The organism is Adhaeribacter aerolatus, from assembly GCF_007991635.1.
GTDB classification, from domain to species: Bacteria; Bacteroidota; Bacteroidia; order Cytophagales; family Hymenobacteraceae; genus Adhaeribacter; species Adhaeribacter aerolatus.
In genome coordinates this window covers 1-15824 of sequence record NZ_BJYS01000036.1, presented here as the reverse complement: position 1 = coordinate 15824, position 15824 = coordinate 1, and the positions used below count along the sequence as shown (strand labels likewise).

The 15824-nt window shown below is 45.6% G+C and carries 14 protein-coding genes; 7 read left to right on the top strand and 7 right to left on the bottom strand.

Translation table 11 applies throughout. From position 1 onward, the window contains the following. The first annotated feature begins 176 nt into the window (after window positions 1–176). The 4 genes from AAE02nite_RS20410 (at window position 177) to AAE02nite_RS20395 (ending at window position 3297) form a co-directional block, all read left to right on the top strand. Window positions 177–725 (top strand): hypothetical protein, encoded by a 549-nt coding sequence (locus AAE02nite_RS20410; RefSeq protein WP_146902323.1) that lies wholly within the window; start codon window positions 177–179, stop codon window positions 723–725. 67 nt (window positions 726–792) lie between these two features. Further along, complete coding sequence (gene trxA / locus AAE02nite_RS20405; RefSeq protein WP_026461941.1) at window positions 793–1119, top strand: thioredoxin; 327 nt, start codon at window positions 793–795, stop codon at window positions 1117–1119. Between the two features lie 186 nt (window positions 1120–1305). Further along, entirely contained in the window at window positions 1306–2421 is a 1116-nt protein-coding gene (locus AAE02nite_RS20400) for a polysaccharide deacetylase family protein (RefSeq protein WP_146902320.1), read from the top strand. Window positions 2422–2628: 207 nt separating this feature from the next. Next, window positions 2629–3297, top strand: a complete 669-nt coding sequence (locus AAE02nite_RS20395) for a porin family protein (protein WP_146902317.1) — start codon at window positions 2629–2631, stop codon at window positions 3295–3297. A gap of 73 nt (window positions 3298–3370) precedes the next feature. Here AAE02nite_RS20395 and AAE02nite_RS20390 read toward each other — a convergent pair whose 3' ends face one another. The 3 genes from AAE02nite_RS20390 to AAE02nite_RS20380 all read right to left on the bottom strand — a co-directional run bounded on the left by AAE02nite_RS20390 (window position 3371) and on the right by AAE02nite_RS20380 (window position 8900). Continuing rightward, on the bottom strand, window positions 3371–5296 hold the full coding sequence (locus tag AAE02nite_RS20390; RefSeq protein ID WP_146902314.1) for a hypothetical protein: 1926 nt from the start codon (window positions 5294–5296) through the stop codon (window positions 3371–3373). Between the two features lie 157 nt (window positions 5297–5453). After that, window positions 5454–6536 carry an isoaspartyl peptidase/L-asparaginase family protein gene (locus tag AAE02nite_RS20385; RefSeq protein WP_146902311.1) on the bottom strand — a complete coding sequence of 361 codons (1083 nt, stop codon included), beginning with the start codon at window positions 6534–6536 and terminating at the stop codon, window positions 5454–5456. A gap of 120 nt (window positions 6537–6656) precedes the next feature. Beyond that, a complete protein-coding gene (locus AAE02nite_RS20380; protein ID WP_146902308.1) occupies window positions 6657–8900 on the bottom strand; it encodes a protein-disulfide reductase DsbD family protein in 2244 nt (747 codons plus the stop codon). A gap of 279 nt (window positions 8901–9179) precedes the next feature. Between AAE02nite_RS20380 and AAE02nite_RS20375 the strand changes: the two genes are divergently transcribed. Continuing rightward, the gene (locus tag AAE02nite_RS20375) at window positions 9180–10490 is read left to right on the top strand and encodes a hemolysin family protein (RefSeq protein WP_146902305.1); all 1311 of its coding nucleotides are present in this window, start codon (window positions 9180–9182) and stop codon (window positions 10488–10490) included. Between the two features lie 167 nt (window positions 10491–10657). On the opposite strand, the gene AAE02nite_RS20370 is transcribed toward AAE02nite_RS20375, so the two are convergent. Both AAE02nite_RS20370 and tcmP read right to left on the bottom strand, forming a co-directional pair. Next, a complete protein-coding gene (locus tag AAE02nite_RS20370; protein ID WP_146902302.1) occupies window positions 10658–11428 on the bottom strand; it encodes an SDR family NAD(P)-dependent oxidoreductase in 771 nt (256 codons plus the stop codon). A 48-nt stretch (window positions 11429–11476) separates the two neighbouring features. After that, complete coding sequence (gene tcmP / locus AAE02nite_RS20365) at window positions 11477–12628, bottom strand: three-Cys-motif partner protein TcmP (protein WP_146902299.1); 1152 nt, start codon at window positions 12626–12628, stop codon at window positions 11477–11479. A 251-nt stretch (window positions 12629–12879) separates the two neighbouring features. Here tcmP and AAE02nite_RS20360 point away from each other — a divergent pair, with 251 nt between their 5' ends. Both AAE02nite_RS20360 and hemN read left to right on the top strand, forming a co-directional pair. Further along, a complete protein-coding gene (locus AAE02nite_RS20360) occupies window positions 12880–13260 on the top strand; it encodes a methionine-R-sulfoxide reductase (RefSeq protein WP_218033531.1) in 381 nt (126 codons plus the stop codon). A 262-nt stretch (window positions 13261–13522) separates the two neighbouring features. Then, a complete protein-coding gene (gene hemN / locus AAE02nite_RS20355; RefSeq protein WP_146902292.1) occupies window positions 13523–14893 on the top strand; it encodes an oxygen-independent coproporphyrinogen III oxidase in 1371 nt (456 codons plus the stop codon). Between the two features lie 65 nt (window positions 14894–14958). Here hemN and AAE02nite_RS20350 read toward each other — a convergent pair whose 3' ends face one another. Further along, complete coding sequence (locus AAE02nite_RS20350) at window positions 14959–15273, bottom strand: hypothetical protein (RefSeq protein ID WP_146902289.1); 315 nt, start codon at window positions 15271–15273, stop codon at window positions 14959–14961. A 24-nt stretch (window positions 15274–15297) separates the two neighbouring features. Next, the gene (locus AAE02nite_RS26395; RefSeq protein WP_170252654.1) at window positions 15298–15468 is read right to left on the bottom strand and encodes a hypothetical protein; all 171 of its coding nucleotides are present in this window, start codon (window positions 15466–15468) and stop codon (window positions 15298–15300) included. Window positions 15469–15824: the final 356 nt, after the last annotated feature.

The following is a 15824-nucleotide window of genomic DNA, read 5'->3' as shown; positions in this document are numbered from 1 at the left end:
CGGAACTTATGCTAAACAACCCAACCTGCGCGTTTAGCTAGTTAAAGCAAATAACAGGAGTTATTTAGTTGGGCAAGAAAATAATAAAGAGACTGGCAAACGCCGGCATTAAGACAGATTGGCAGGAAATTAAAGTTGGCGGCGTTTTTGTATAAATTGTAAAAGTTAAAAGTAAAATGGTAAAACTATTTCAAACAAAAGGTAAAAAGGCAGGTTTAGTAATTGTATTGTTGGCAATTAGCGTTAGTCTGGTTTGGGCGCAGAATTTTTCACGGCAAGGCATTTCGTTTATGCTGTATGATAAAACCGGCAAACCCTTAACCGATGCGGTCATTAAAAACTTCCAATACCGCGTTTATTCGTTGCGTGACCCCAAAACAGTAACCGACCCGCACCTGAGTTTTGAAAAAGATACCAATCTGTTTACTTTTACCGAATCGGCAGTATCGCCGGGCATTAGCCTGGCTTTTATTAGCCCTACCGATACCATGTATGTTCAGGTGTTTGGCCGTTCGAAGCCAGACAAAGTAATAGATGGTATTACGGTACAAAAAGGTAGTTATGTATTAACGTCGAATGAGTTTTCTGGTAACAAACGACTAAAAGTTGAGAACTGGAGTGACTTTCTGGAAGACGAAGAATCGGTAGATAAACAGGATTTGAATAAGTTTTCTCATATTCTGCGTGACAAAAAACCCGTTTCTATCGTAAAACATAATCATTAATTTAAATCTTGGGCCCTGGCGCCCAAGTTTTTTATATTTAGTTAATAAACTTTAAACTGTAAATGTCATGGGACACAAAGCAATCGAAATAACCGATGCTAATTTCGAAGAAATAATAAATTCTGATAAACCGGTTTTAGTTGACTTCTGGGCAGAGTGGTGCGGACCTTGCCGCATGGTTGGTCCGGTAGTAGAAGAACTGGCCGGCGATTACGAAGGCCGGGTAGTAGTGGGTAAGGTTGACGTTGATGCCAACCCCCAAACTTCTGCTAAATTCGGTATCCGCAGCATCCCTACCCTGCTGGTTTTCAAAAACGGCCAGGTAGTAGATAAGCAAGTGGGCGCCGTTCCTAAAAATGCCTTGGCGCAAAAACTGGAAGCTCAGTTAGCTTAATAATTGTTGCATATTTTATAAAAAAGCCCTTTTGGCGTAAGCCGAAAGGGCTTTTTTATGTCCGGTCTGTGCGCCAGGCCGGATAGGTCTGGCTTAAAAACATACCTGTTTTGTTTGCGGCGAAAAATATTTACCTTATCCAGCAGAATTCCGCCTAACATCTATTCACCCCTAAATGAAGCCTGTATGCCTTATTCTACCCACCACCTGTTATTATGCTTCCTGCTTTCTTTTTTGTTGCTGATACCGGCTGTGATTGGCCTGGCCCAGAAGCCCACAAACCGCACCTACGCCGAAAAACTCGGCTGGAAAAAAGGCGACCGGGTGCTAATCCTGCACATCGACGATGCCGGCATGTCTTACGACTCGAATATTGGCACCATTAAGGCGTTGGAAGAAGGGGTAGCCAATTCGGTAAGCGTTATGATGCCTTGCCCCTGGGTGCCGGACTTTGTAAAATACCTGAAGAAAAATCCGCAAACTGATGCCGGCCTGCACCTGACCCTCACTTCCGAATGGCAGAATTACCGCTGGGGGCCGCTTACCGGTCAGCAAGCCGCACCGGGTTTGGTAGATGCCGAAGGCGCTTTGTGGCCATCGGTAAACGAAGTAACCCGGCACGCCAGCCCCGACGAAGTAGAAGCCGAAATCCGGGCGCAGTTGGCGCGGGCCCGCCGCATGGGCTTCGAGCCTACCCACCTCGATTCGCACATGGGTACTTTATTTGCCCACCCCCAGTTTACAGAACGTTACCTGCGGGTAGGTATTCAGGAGCGCATACCCGTTATGCTGCCGGCCGGCCATAATACCCTGCTCATTCGGGAAATGGAAGAAGAAACAAAAGAACGCCTGGTGCGCGAAGGCAAATGGAAGCCCGGCATGACAATTCCTACTCTGGCCGGCGGTACAGAAATTAAACAATTGGGGCAGCAAGTTTGGGATGCCGGCTTACCGGTACTCGACGATTTGCATAACACCAGTTACGGCTGGAACTTGCCGGCCAACGTACCACCCACCGACGAAAACCTGCGGGCTTTAAAAGTAAAAAACTACGTGGCCGCCATCAAATCTTTAAAACCCGGCGTTACCATGATGATTATGCACTGCACCGATCCCACCGAAGTTTTCCCGCATATTTCTACCTCGGGGCCTACGCGCAAAGGCGACTTATTGGCCATGCTAGACCCAGCCGTGCGGCAAGCCCTCCGGGACGAAAAAATAATTTTAACTACCTGGCGGGAATTAAAAGAACGCCGCACCAAGGTAGCAACCCAAGCCCCAATGCAAAAAGCTAAAAACTAACTAATCGGGTTTTTTCGTGCTAAACAGTTAAATTTTTTACCCCTGATAATGAGACACAAAGCCTCAGCCTGCCTTACATAACTCTTGCAAGGCCAATTAATATTTATAAATGGCCTCATTTTTGAATATTCGTAAAACACAATATTAATTAATAAGAATATTTAAAAACGTGCTGCTTCAGGCATATTCAATTTAACTGTTAAAAGAATGAAAAAACTTATTCTGGCCGCTTCCCTGCTTGCGCTTTGCTGGGAAACCACTCAGGCCCAAAATTTGAATTTAGGTATTAAAGGTGGTTTCAATTACACCAACGTTAATGGCAACACGGGTAACTACCAGGAATTTGACAAAGCCTACAAACCCGGATTTCAGGCGGGCATTTTTACCAACATTGGCATTTCGCCTCTATTGGCTATTCAACCCGAAATTAGTTATTCTACCAAAGGGTTCCGGATTGATGATGAACGCACCAGCGGCAACACCACTACTAAAACCGAAATAAATAACCGGGTTAATTACCTGGATGTGCCGGTGCTGGTGCAGGTAAAAACCGGTACCCTCTATTTCGAAGCCGGTCCGCAGGTTGGATTCTTATTGAATCAGGAAACCGAGCAACGGCGCACCCTTACCCAAACCGGGTTAATCACCGAAAACACCACCAAAGAACCGGTAATCCGCGAGAAGAGCACCAACCATTACCGGAGCACCGATTTGGGTTATGCGGTTGGCATCGGCTTCCAGGCCCCGGAAAGTCCGCTTAGCTTAAACTTCCGGTACGCCAACAGCATTAATCCTTACCTGAAAGACAGCAGCACCGATGCCCGGCATTCAGTTTTCCAGGTTTCGTTAAGCACCTGGCTTCCGTTGGGTAAATAGTATTTAAATTAAAGTAATAAAAAAGCCGGCTGTAAATATTTGCAGCCGGCTTTTTTCTAAAGGTTGCACAGGTTTAGCCACTGTAGCAGCCGCACAGGTTTTTCTCGCTCGTACAAATCTCGTTAAAGCCGTCTTCAATCTGCTTCATCAGCACTTCCAGGCGGTTGTTGTAATCCGTAATATTTTCGAGTTTTTCGCCTTTGAAGCCTTCTTTTAAGAAGGCATTCAGTTCTTCGGTTTGTTTGCCCAGGTCGTTATTTTTCTCACTGAAACGGGCCACAAAAGCCGGCACTGCCTCGGCCGGGAAACTGCTCTTTATATTATTATCAATGCAATATTTCTTTTTCAGGAACTCGGTAACTTTTGCATCGGCGAGCTTCCGGAGTTCCTCGGTTTTCTTGCGTGCTTCCTGGGTTTTGGAGGCCTCGTAGCGTTTGTTAAAACTCAGCACCGCTTCCCGGACCTGTTCCCGGCATCGCACGCATTTGGTAGCACCGGCTCTTTCCATCAGGCTGTTCCGGAAGGCCAGGTTCTCGTCGGTACCAGCCAAAGTAGCCAGCTTATTTACATCTTTCTCAAACAGCTCTTTGTACTGCATGTCTTCGAGCAGAGTAATGTACCGGTTAATGGCTTCGCCCTCGATGGTAGTGGCTAAATATTCTTTGTTGGGCAGCTCCACTGCGTTTAGTTTGGCCAGGTAGGCCTCGCGCTTGGCGGCATTCAAATTATTTTTTATTTCGGTATCGAGTTCCAGTAAGGTAAGTACCAGTTCTTTCGAATTTTTCAGGTTGTGATCGCCTTCCAGGTACAAATCGGCACTGGCGGCCACGGCCTGGTACTCGGGTTTAAATATTGTCTGGAAAGTGCTGTTTTTGGCAAATTCTTTCTCGCGCTGCCGCTGCAAACTTTTGATGTTGCGGTAACTTTGGATAATCGAGAACAAGGTTTTGGAATTAGCCTCTGAAATATTGTTGCGGTAATTCAGCTTGTAGTGGTTTAGGTTTTGCTTCAGCTCGGCAAAGGTGCGCAGGTACTCGATGTAAAACATTTCCTGCTTAAAGGTTTCGTCTTTTACCAGGCCGGCATCGTGGGCATTGGTTATTTTCTGCTTGCGCTTTTCAATCAGTTCGGTGTTTATTTCGTTGCCGCTGAGTACATCGGTTTTGTATAACGATTTGTAATTGGCAATAATCAGGAAAGGATAATCTTTGTAATTAACCAGTTCTTCTATTTTCCGGCGATCGAGGTTGGCGTGGCCGCCGCCTAAATATTCGGCAAAGCGGGCCATGCGCAGCGTGGGCTGTTTGGCATCGGGCGGAACCAGTACGTACATGCGTACCGAGTGCAGGCGCGTATCAAAATCCTGGCCTTCGTAGAGCCGAATGGTAGAACTGAACCGGTACTCTTTCTTTTTAGAAGTAGTTCCCAATAAATTACCAAACTCCCCTACCAGCGACAACAGCGCCCCGGAAGGGTTGGTTAGCTTCGAAATATTCAGCAACTGCGACGACACAATATTAAACATATCGCCGGTTTCGTCGTTGGTAATGGCTTTGGCCTGAATAGTGGCTTCAATATTTTTGCTTTCGTCGGAAACCGGCAGCTTATCTATAATCCGGATGACCTCTATATTATCACTTACCTCGGTGGTATACTCTTTTTTATCGGTGCTGATATTAAAATTATACAGCGGATAAATAACGTTTTCGTTACCGAATATTTTAATATTTTTTAGCTGGGCCGAAATAAACATGTACTCCAGGTCTTTGCGGTAATTCTTTTTGTCGCGGCCGGCCCCGTTCTCCAGCTCGTTTACCACCCGGGTAAATTTGCTGCCGTTAAACAAATAGATGTCCGTAGACAGGTACTGCCACTCATCCGAAAAAGTGAATTTATCCGTGAAATTGTACGCCAGCCGGGTCTGTACTGCGTTTTGCGCCAATGCCCCATAACAGAGCAGCCAGAACAGGAAAAACGGAGTAAAACGTTTGAATTGCATAATTTAAATAGCGATAGCGGCATTACTACCTGAAGCGATACAAAAATATGGTATATTTTAGATTATATAAAGAAAACCTGCATAATTTATTACATAAAAAAACCAGGTACCGGCAAACTACCGCTGCACCTGGTTTTGCACTTTTCTGTATAGTATTTTATTTATATATCAGTACTTCACTTTTGCCGTCGGCTTTTATATAACCGCGGTACATTCCCGCCGAATTGAAAGGCATGGCAAAATTACCGTTCTGGTCCAGAGCAATCACGCCGCCTTCGCCGCCCAGTTTTACCAGTTTTTTCATTACCACCTCTTCCGCGGCATTTTTTACCGATAAACCTTTATACGCCATTAAAGCGGCAATATCGTGCGCGACCACCGACCGGATAAAATATTCGCCGTGGCCGGTAGCCGATACCGCGCAAGTCGCATTATCGGCGTAAGTACCGGCTCCTATAATGGGCGCATCGCCTACCCGGCCGTAGCGTTTGTTCGTCATGCCCCCTGTAGAAGTAGCCGCCGCCAGGTTACCAAACTGATCCAGGGCTATGGCACCTACGGTACCAAATTTCTCACCTTCGGTAAATATTAGTTCGGCCAGCGCATCCGGGTCTTTTACTTTGGGCGTACGGATGCTACCGCTACCACCCGAATGGTCGAGTTTCGTCTTTTCTTCGTTCCGGATTTTTTCTAACTGTTGGTAGCGCGTTTCGGTGCGAAAATAAGTGGGATCTACTAGCTCTAGGCCTTTCTCTTTCGCAAACTGCTCGGCGCCTTTACCAATCATTATTACGTGCTCCGATTTTCCCATTACAGCCCGGGCAGCCGAAATGGGATTTTTAATGGTGGTTACACTGGCTACGGCGCCGGCTTTTAAGGTTTTGCCATCCATAATAGCCGCATCCAGTTCGTTCTTGCCTTCGTTTGTAAAAACTGCGCCTTTACCCGCATTAAACAACGGCGAATCTTCCATTACCCTAATGGCAGCCTCCACGGCATCCAGGCTGGTACCACCTTTCTTTAAAATAGCATAACCCGCCTGCAAAGCCTGGTTCAGCGCTTCGTTGTAAGCTTTTTCCTTTTCGAAGGTCATGTTCTGCCTGGTAATGGTACCGGCCCCACCGTGGATAACCAAAGATATTTTATTTTTATCAAGGGTAGCATTTGGTTTGGTTTGTCCGGTTGCTATGAAACTAACCAAATAAAAAATAAAGAGCAGGCAATTTTTGAGAAGAGTCATAAGATAAGTGCCAGGGTAAAAAATCATATGAAGATAAGAATATCACCACCCCTACCCCTCCTAAAACAGGAGGGGAGCTTTCTGTATATTTTAAGATGTATTTATTGGTCTGGGAATATTTTATTTAAGCGCCGAAATATTGCCGTTGGTTGCCATTTTCTGCTGATACTGTTTTTTACCTGCGTCTAAAAAATTGGCAAACTCCTGTACGTTCAGGTTGTAAGCCATGGGTTGCACCAAGGGTTTTTCGGTGGCCGGATCCATTAAAATATAAAAAGGCTGGGCATTATTCTGAAAACGGGTAATCTGGTAATCGGCATTTTTCTTGCCAATGGTGCGCTTTTCTTTTTTGTCGTAGGTAGATACGTACCACTCGTCTTGCGGCAGTTCGGCTTTATCATCTACGTACAGTGCTACTACCACATAATCGTTTTGCAGGCGTTTGAGCACCTCCGGGTCCGACCACACATTGGCTTCCATTTCGCGGCAGTTTACGCAAGCATGGCCGGTAAAATCAATAAATATTGGTTTGTTCTGCGCAGTGGCACAGCGCTTGGCTTGTTCTAAATCGAAGTAGCCTTGCAAGCCGTGGGGCAAATGCAGGAAATCGGCGTATTTGGGTTTCTCGCACAACTCGTTCGCCGGCGCGTTTGTCACGGCTCCGCCCTGGTTGTTCTGCCGGATTATGGCGTTTAAATCAAAATCGTGCGACGACTGCGGCGGCAGATAACCGGCTAAACCCTTTAGCGGCGCCCCGAACAAACCCGGAATTAAATACACCACAAACGAGAAAACCAGAATAGCCAGCAAAATGCGCGGCACACTAATAAATTTCAGGTCGGAATCGTGCGAAAATTTAAGCTTGCCTAACAGGTAAAAACCCATCAGGGTGAACAATACAATCCAGATAGCAATGTAAATATCGCGGTCCAGCAAACCCCAGTGGTACGCCTGGTCGGCCATGCTCAAAAATTTAAGTGCCAATGCCAACTCAATAAAACCAAGACAAACCTTAATACTGTTGAGCCACCCACCCGAACGGGGTAAGCTTTTGAGCCATGATGGGAAAGCCGCAAACAAAGTAAACGGCAAAGCAAAAGCCGTAGAATACGCCAACATGCCCGCAATCGGCTTTAAAGTTTCGCCGCCAGCCGAGGATACCAATATACTGCCCACTAACGGTCCGGTGCACGAAAAGGATACCAGCACCAGGGTAAAAGCCATAAAAAACACCCCGTACCAGCCACCTTTATCGGCCTGGGCATCGGCTTTATTCACGAGTGAACTGGGCAATGTAATCTCGAACATCCCCAAAAAAGACATGCCGAACAGCAGGAAAACCAGAAAAAACAAAATATTTGGCAGCCAGTGCGTGGAAATAAAATTAGCCGCCTCCGGTCCCGCCAGTTTCGAGAAGATAGTGCCGATTAAGGTATAAATAACCACAATGGACAAGCCGTAAATAAAAGCTTTAAAAATAGCCTGCGCCCGGTTGTTGCTGTTGCCGGTAAAGAAAGAAACGGTCATGGGCACCATCGGGAACACACAGGGCGTAAGCAAAGCCAGCAAACCGGTAAAAAAAGCCAGCACCATAAAGCTACTCAGGTCCGAACCGGCATTTGGCACGCTGCCCACCGCTAGCAGGGGCGCTGTTTCGGCAGTAGCGGGCAGGTTAGTGTCGGCCGGAGAAACGGCTAAAGTTCCGGCTTTCCGCGTCGAATCAACCCGGGCCGAATCTACTTCGGCAATCAAACCCTGAAACGTAGGATCATCCATCAGAATACCCGTTTCTTCGGCGGGGCGGGGCGTTTGATTATTTATAACGGGTGCTTCTGTCGGCGTAGTGGTGCCCACAGCAGGTGCTGCCGGCTCGGGCTGGGCAACACCACTCACGCTTATCTGGTTAAATGTAAACGTATCGTCAAAAGGGATGCACTTGCCGTCTACATCGGAACAAACCTGGTATTCGTAAGCACCTTTAATATTTAAATTCGGGCTTAAGACCTTGATGCGCTGCCGGAACTGGGCATTTTTAATAAAATAAGTATATTCGCCGTCGAATATTTTATCGTACTTCTTTTTGGGGTTAATGGGTTTTATTTTGCCTACCAGGGCGTACGAAGGATCTTTCTGAAAAGTGAAAGTAGTAACCATGGGCCCTAAATCCGGATCGAAATCGCTGGAATATAAATACCAGTCGGGCATAATATTTACGTTAAACACCAGCTCTACTTCTTCGCCCACCTTTACTTCTTTGCTGCTGACCTCATAGCTCCAGCGCGCCGGCTTCAGGATCTGGGCCTGCCCGGCCTGCCACCCGAACGCCATAACCAGGAGCAACCCTATTATTTTTATATATTTCATCTGAAATTCTGACCTGATTAATATTTACTAAATCTTTACAAAATTAGCACAATTAGTCGCACAATCTTTAAAAAAGGTAAACCTACCTATTCAGCGCTTTAAGTGCCGGTATATTCAGGCAACGATTTCTAAAATCTATAACTTATTTTTCCTGTTTACATATAATAGTACCACGGGTAAAATAAGGCAAAACTTAGGTGCCTTGCTTTGATAATAGGGCCTTACTTTTATCTTTGAGGCATATTACGCAAAGCTTACCAGCGTTTGTAAGCAACAACTATGATCCTAAACATCTTATTAACCATTTTTCTGGTATTCCTGAATGGTTTTTTTGTGGCTGCCGAATTTGCCATTGTTAAAGTGCGGGCTTCACAGGTAGAACTCCGGGCTCAGGCCGGCAGCCAGTTAGCCAAAGTAGCCTTGGTAATGATTAATAATCTGGATGCTTATTTATCGGCCACCCAACTGGGTATTACCCTGGCCAGCTTAGGGCTGGGCTGGATTGGCGAAAGCGTAGTGTCCGAGATAATTATTAATATTATGCACGCCTTTGGGTTTGCCGGCGACGAAGCGCTAGCCCATAAAATTGCCTTACCGGTTTCTTTTGCCGTTATTACCATTCTGCACATTGTTTTCGGCGAGCTGGCTCCCAAATCGCTGGCCATTCAGCGGCCCGAGTCTACTAGTTTAGCCTTGTCGCTGCCCTTGCGGTTTTTCTACCTGCTCTTTAAACCCGCCATCTGGTTTTTAAACGGTTTTTCAAATCTTATATTACGCGGCATTGGCATTACGCCCATGCACGGCTCCGAAGTGCACAGCTCGGAAGAGTTGCGGCTTATTTTTGAGCAAAGCAAGGAAAGCGGGGCCATGCAGGATTCGCAGCACGAACTCATCGAGAACGTGTTTGAGTTCAACGACCGCATGGTGAAGCAAATAATGGTGCCCCGCACCAAGCTGGCTGCTCTGAATATAGACTCTACCGAAGATGAAATTCTGGATATGGTGTTTAAAGAAGGATATTCCCGGATTCCGGTTTATAAAGATACCATTGATAATATTGTGGGCATTTTGTACGTAAAGGATTTGCTCGTTGTCATCCGGCGGGGTGAGCCCATTAATCTCGAAAAATTAATCCGGCCGGCTTACTTTGTACCCGAAACCAAAAAAATAAACCGTCTGCTGCAACACTTCCAGCGCAGTCACCTGCACATGGCTATTGTTTCGGATGAATTTGGTGGTGTTTCGGGCATTGTTACCATGGAAGATATTATGGAAGAACTCGTCGGTGAAATTCAGGACGAGTACGATGAAGAAGTGCCCATTGTAGAAAAGCTATCGGACTTCCAGTTTAAGGTAGATACCGCCGCTTCTATTCTGGATGTTAACGATTACCTGCCCTACCCGCTTCCGGAAGGCGAAGATTACGAAACAGTAGGGGGTTTGATAAACGTTATTTACGGCACTATTCCGGAAATTGGCGACACCGCGGTTTACAATGAATACGAGTTTAAAGTGCTGGAGAAATCGCAGCGCAACATAGAAATGGTTTTACTAACCGTTACCGATGATAAAAAGGACGATGTTTTGTAATAATATTTAATCTTACCCTTGCGCTTCAACTTCTGCCCTGGCCGTGTCTGCTGACCGGCCAGTTGCGTTTTTAAAATAATTACTGCGGGCAATATTTAAAGGCTACTTAAGTCCGTCTTTAAAACAAGGTTGCCGAATCAAATACATTATTTACCCGGCGGCAAATTTTAATACGGCGAAGGACTGATAGAGGTCCAGCCACCATCGATAACCAAACACTGACCAGTAACATGACGGGCTTTGTCTGATACAAGAAACAGGGCGGCTTGCGCAATATCGGCCGGGGTAGCGGGCCGGCCCAGCGGCGTTAACCGCGACCAGATTTTTTCATAATCTTCATCCTGTGCCGTTCTTTCGGTGAGGGTAGCACCTGGCGCCAGGGCATTAACCGTAATACCGAACGGCGATAATTCGATTACCAGATTTTTAGCCAGCATTTGCAAAGCCGCTTTGGTCATGGCGTAGGCCGCCAGATTTTTATGCGCCTGCACGCCCGTTACCGACGACATAAACAAAATGCGGCCGCCACTTTGCTGCGCTATAAATTGCCGGGACGCCGCCTGGGCTAGAAAAAAGCTCCCGCCAATATTGGTTTCCGTTACTTTGTGCAGGGCTTCCGGCGTATAAGTCAGAAAATCGCCGAACAACGTTATACCGGCGTTGGCAATAGCAATGGTTAATTGCCCAAATTCCCGCACGGCCGCGGCTACCATTTCCTGAATAAAGTTTAAATCGGCCGCATTGCCGGCCATGCCGTAACAACGGCCGCCCTGCTCCTGGTTAATTTTCCCAGCTGCATTGGCGGTTAATTCGGGGTCAACGTCGTTTAGGATAACGGATGCCCCTTGGCGGGTTAATTGCCGGCATATTTCGAAACCGATGCCCTGGCCAGCCCCGGTTACAATGGCAACCTGGTTTTGAAATTCTCCTGAAATCATAAATTTATGTGGTGGATAAATATTGCTTCAAGTAAGCACAATGCTTTTCTATTTTTTGCTCCGGTGTAAGTTATAGAAAATTACCGAAGTATCGGTAAAGGCCTTTACTTTCTTATTTTGGGCATCTACCGGGTATAAAATGCCATCGGCCCGCAGCTTTTCCAGGGCTTGCCGGTAATTACTTTTAATATAATTAGTACCCACGCTGTGCTCTTCGTAAATGGCCTGCAGGTTTTTGTAATGAAACTGGCTGCGGCTTCGGGCCAGATCTTCGGTGAGGTTGTCCAGGGTATACTTACTCAGGTACCTGAAAAAACCCGGCAGCAGCGGTACGGGCGGATTGTTTGTAACCCGAAATAAGGGCACGCCATCTTCCTGGTACTCGCTGTAAACCTGCATGAAATCTTTCATGCCCAAATAGGCCGGCAACGATTGGGTAAGGAACAGCAAATATTGGCTGACCGGATTTTTACCCGGCGCCAGCATATTAAACGCAAAGGTGTAAAAACCGGCATCTTTAAAAACAGCCGCCAAAGACTGCATAAAACAACTTTCCCGCTTCTTGGCACTGGCTTCGGTCCGATTAATTTCTGTAACTTCCGCCAAGCGGCGACCCCAGAAATCGGCTTCCCAGTCGCCCGTTTCATCAGCCAGTAAAGCTTGCCGTAATTTATTAAAGTTAAAAATTAGCAGCACATCGGTAGCGGCGCCTTGCCGGGCTTTTAACAGCAATTGCCGGGTTAACCCAGGCCGGCTGGGATCCAGAAAAATTAAAGTTGGTTCATCGGTTGGTAAGGCATTCATATATTCCGCCTGAAAAGCAATTTCGGTCCGGACCACGGGTGCTACCGGCAGCGCCGGCAGATACGGCAACTGCTCCAGGTTAGCGTTTAATTTATCGGCTAAGGCTTGGGTAGGGTTAACAAAAAAAGTTTTTACCGGCACGTCCGGTGGTATTTCTGACGAAGTGTTTTGGTGAATATTTTCCAGGATGGCCAAAGGGGCCGTTGGTTGCCCTGCAGCGGTATTACCTTCGCCGGCGTTTACATCTATAAAATATAAAGCTTTCGACGACTGGCTACTCAGCGCTTTTAAATAAATAGTGCCCCAGGTTCTAAAGTACGCGGGCAATATTTCGTCTTTTATTTCGGATGTAGTACGTTTTTGTTTAAAAAAAATATCCGGTTCTGCCGCCGCCATTAGTACTTAATATTCGAATAGGGGTACAAGTTATAACAATTGCCTGGTTTTAGAAAGTACCGGTTCCGGTTGCTTTGCCTCCCAAAATCAGATCAGGCCATTTACTACCAACTGAACCAGTCAGCGGGTGTTATAACTGTTTATTCTTTAATTTCGTTTATTTTGCATGAAACAAGCAACCGTCAACCTGAACAATTATTTGTCCGCAAAGGTTATATAAATAGTCTGTTTGCTTATTTAAATTTATGAAGATGAATACCGGAGAAATAAAATATAATAAACTAACGCCCGAGGAAGAACGGGTTATTCTGCGCAAAGGCACAGAGTTTCCTTTTACTGGAAAATTTAACAAACACAAAGAGCCCGGCACGTACGTATGTCGCCAGTGCAATACCCCGCTGTATCGCTCCGCCGATAAATTCGACTCGCACTGCGGCTGGCCCAGCTTCGACGACGAAATACCCGGCGCCGTTAAACACGTGCCGGATGCCGACGGACACCGCGTAGAAATAGTTTGCGCCCATTGCGGCGGGCACCTGGGTCACGTATTTGAAGGCGAACGCTTCACGCCCAAAAACACCCGCCACTGCGTTAACTCGGTTTCCCTGGATTTTATTCCGGATGCGCAGTAACTAAAGAAAATCAAACCCATAGAAAGGATGGCCACCAGGTCATCCTTATTGTTTTTATGCCTGAATGATTCAGCTACCCGCAGGCTTTTAAAAAGTGCTAACCTGATTAAAATCACCGGATAAGTTAATTATCGTCATTCTCCAGACAAAGCTGCTCCTGTAATTTTGCCACACTAAACTTCCTGATTACCTGATAAACAAACAACATTGGGGTTTAGAAATAATAATTACCGAAACAGCGGTAAATAATTCGGGCAAAAACATGAGCTTAACCAACGAATATTTAATCCAGAAATACAACGTACCGGCTCCCCGGTATACCAGCTACCCCACCGTTCCGTACTGGGACACCGACCGACCGGCCGCCAGCCAATGGTTTGAGGTAGTAAAACGCACCTTTACCGAATCGAACCAGCAGAAAGGTATCAGCTTGTATATTCATTTGCCCTTTTGTGAGGTGCTTTGTACGTACTGCGGCTGTAACACCCGCATTACCAAAAACCACGGTGTAGAAGCCGGTTATATTAATACGTTGCTACTGGAGTGGGAGCAATATCTGCAGCATTTTCCGGAGAAACCAATTATCCGGGAATTGCACCTGGGGGGCGGCACGCCTACGTTCTTTAGTCCTGAAAACCTGAGGTTATTACTCGAAGGAATATTTGCCCAGGCCGAAATTCATCCGGAACGGGAATTTAGCTTTGAAGGACACCCGAATAATACCACCACCGAACACCTGCAGGCTTTGTACGATTTAGGTTTCCGGCGGGTAAGCTACGGCATTCAGGATTTCGACGAAAAAGTGCAGCGCACCATTAACCGCATTCAGCCCTTTGCCAACGTAGAAAGAGCAACTTTAGAAGCCCGCCGCATTGGCTACGAATCGGTAAATTTTGATTTGATTTACGGTTTGCCTTACCAGACCTTAGAAAGTGTGGGCAGCACCATTGATAAAGTAAATTTACTACGGCCCGACCGGATTGCTTTTTACTCTTACGCGCACGTGCCCTGGCTAAAACCCGGCCAGCGCAGCTACACCGATAAAGATTTACCCGATAGTGCTGCTAAACGCGCCTTGTACGAACTGGGCCTGGAAAAATTTAAAGCGCTGGGTTATACCGATATTGGCATGGACCATTTTGCTTTACCCAAAGACCCCTTGTATACTGCCCTGCAAAACAAAACCCTGCACCGCAACTTTATGGGCTACACCACTTGCCACACCGATTTGTTAATTGGCTTGGGTTGTTCTTCTATCAGCGATGCCAAGTACGCCTATTTACAAAACCAGAAAAAGGTAGAAGATTATAAGCTGAATTTGCAAACCGGTGAGCTACCCATTTTAAAAGGTCATTTTTTAACCGATGAAGATTTGCTGGTAAAAGAAGCTATTCTGGCAATTGCCTGCAAGGGCGAGTTAGTTTTTACGGATGCGTTGCTGGAAATTTTACCAGCCGATGCCTGGGTTAGTTTATTAAACATGGAAACGGAAGGCTTGCTGCTACTACACGACACTGGTTTAACCGTTACAGATTTAGGCAAAGCTTTTATCCGCAATATTTGTATGGTTTTCGACCGCCGTCATCAGGCCCAGGCTACTGCCGGTCAGCAGGTGTTTAGCAAAGCAATATAATATAGGCAAAGCCGTAGATAAAGGGCCAGTGAATAATATTAAAACTATAATGCTTTACGCCCAGGTTAGTCTATATAGTTGAGGTAATAATTTAGGTCTAACAACTCCCGGTCTTCGGCCAGGGCTTCTACATCTTTCGTAAAATTATAATGCAGGTGCCGGACAATATAAGTATGGCTGTTTTCTTTAAGTAACTGGCAGATTTGTTCTAAATGGTGCAAAAACGGATTTTGCTGCGTCCGGTCAATCGGAATATGAATTATCTTATCCTGTAGCTCCTGCAATTCCGGAAATTTTTTTTGGTTTACAATAATGGTTCTTTGCAGCTTTCCGGCAATATGAATATACTTGGCAATAGTTTCTACACTCTTTGGACGCATAAATAACCCTAACAGGTTTAAGAATTATTTTTTAGGTAAAATTAAATAATTTACCTCATCATACTCATTCGTTTTGCAGGCTTGGGCTTTAATTATTTTTAAATAATATTCAAACTCCTGTAGTACCTGGTCCGGAATAAACAATTTTTTAGATTTACGCAGATCGAGGACTACAATATACGCCTTTGTTTCCATCACCTTTATAACCTGCTTCAGAAACAAGTGAGACGGCTGAATTAAATAATTATATACTTGCTCTTTTGTCCTCATTCTAATAATCTCCCAACCCATAACAAAGTAATTACAATACAACTGTTCTCTTTCAAGCGCATGCACTTCGCCTTTTTATACTTACAATATAAATTTTATGTTATACCAGATTTATATTTTTTCTCATAAGGAACTTACCATAAGCCATATATAAAATATAAAAAGCAGCACAATTATATAAAATACAATTTTATTCTCATACCCTTTACACTACTCAGGAGACATTATCGGGTATAAAGTCAATAATTTCGGCAGGAAAAAATAAACTCCCCGGCCGTTCA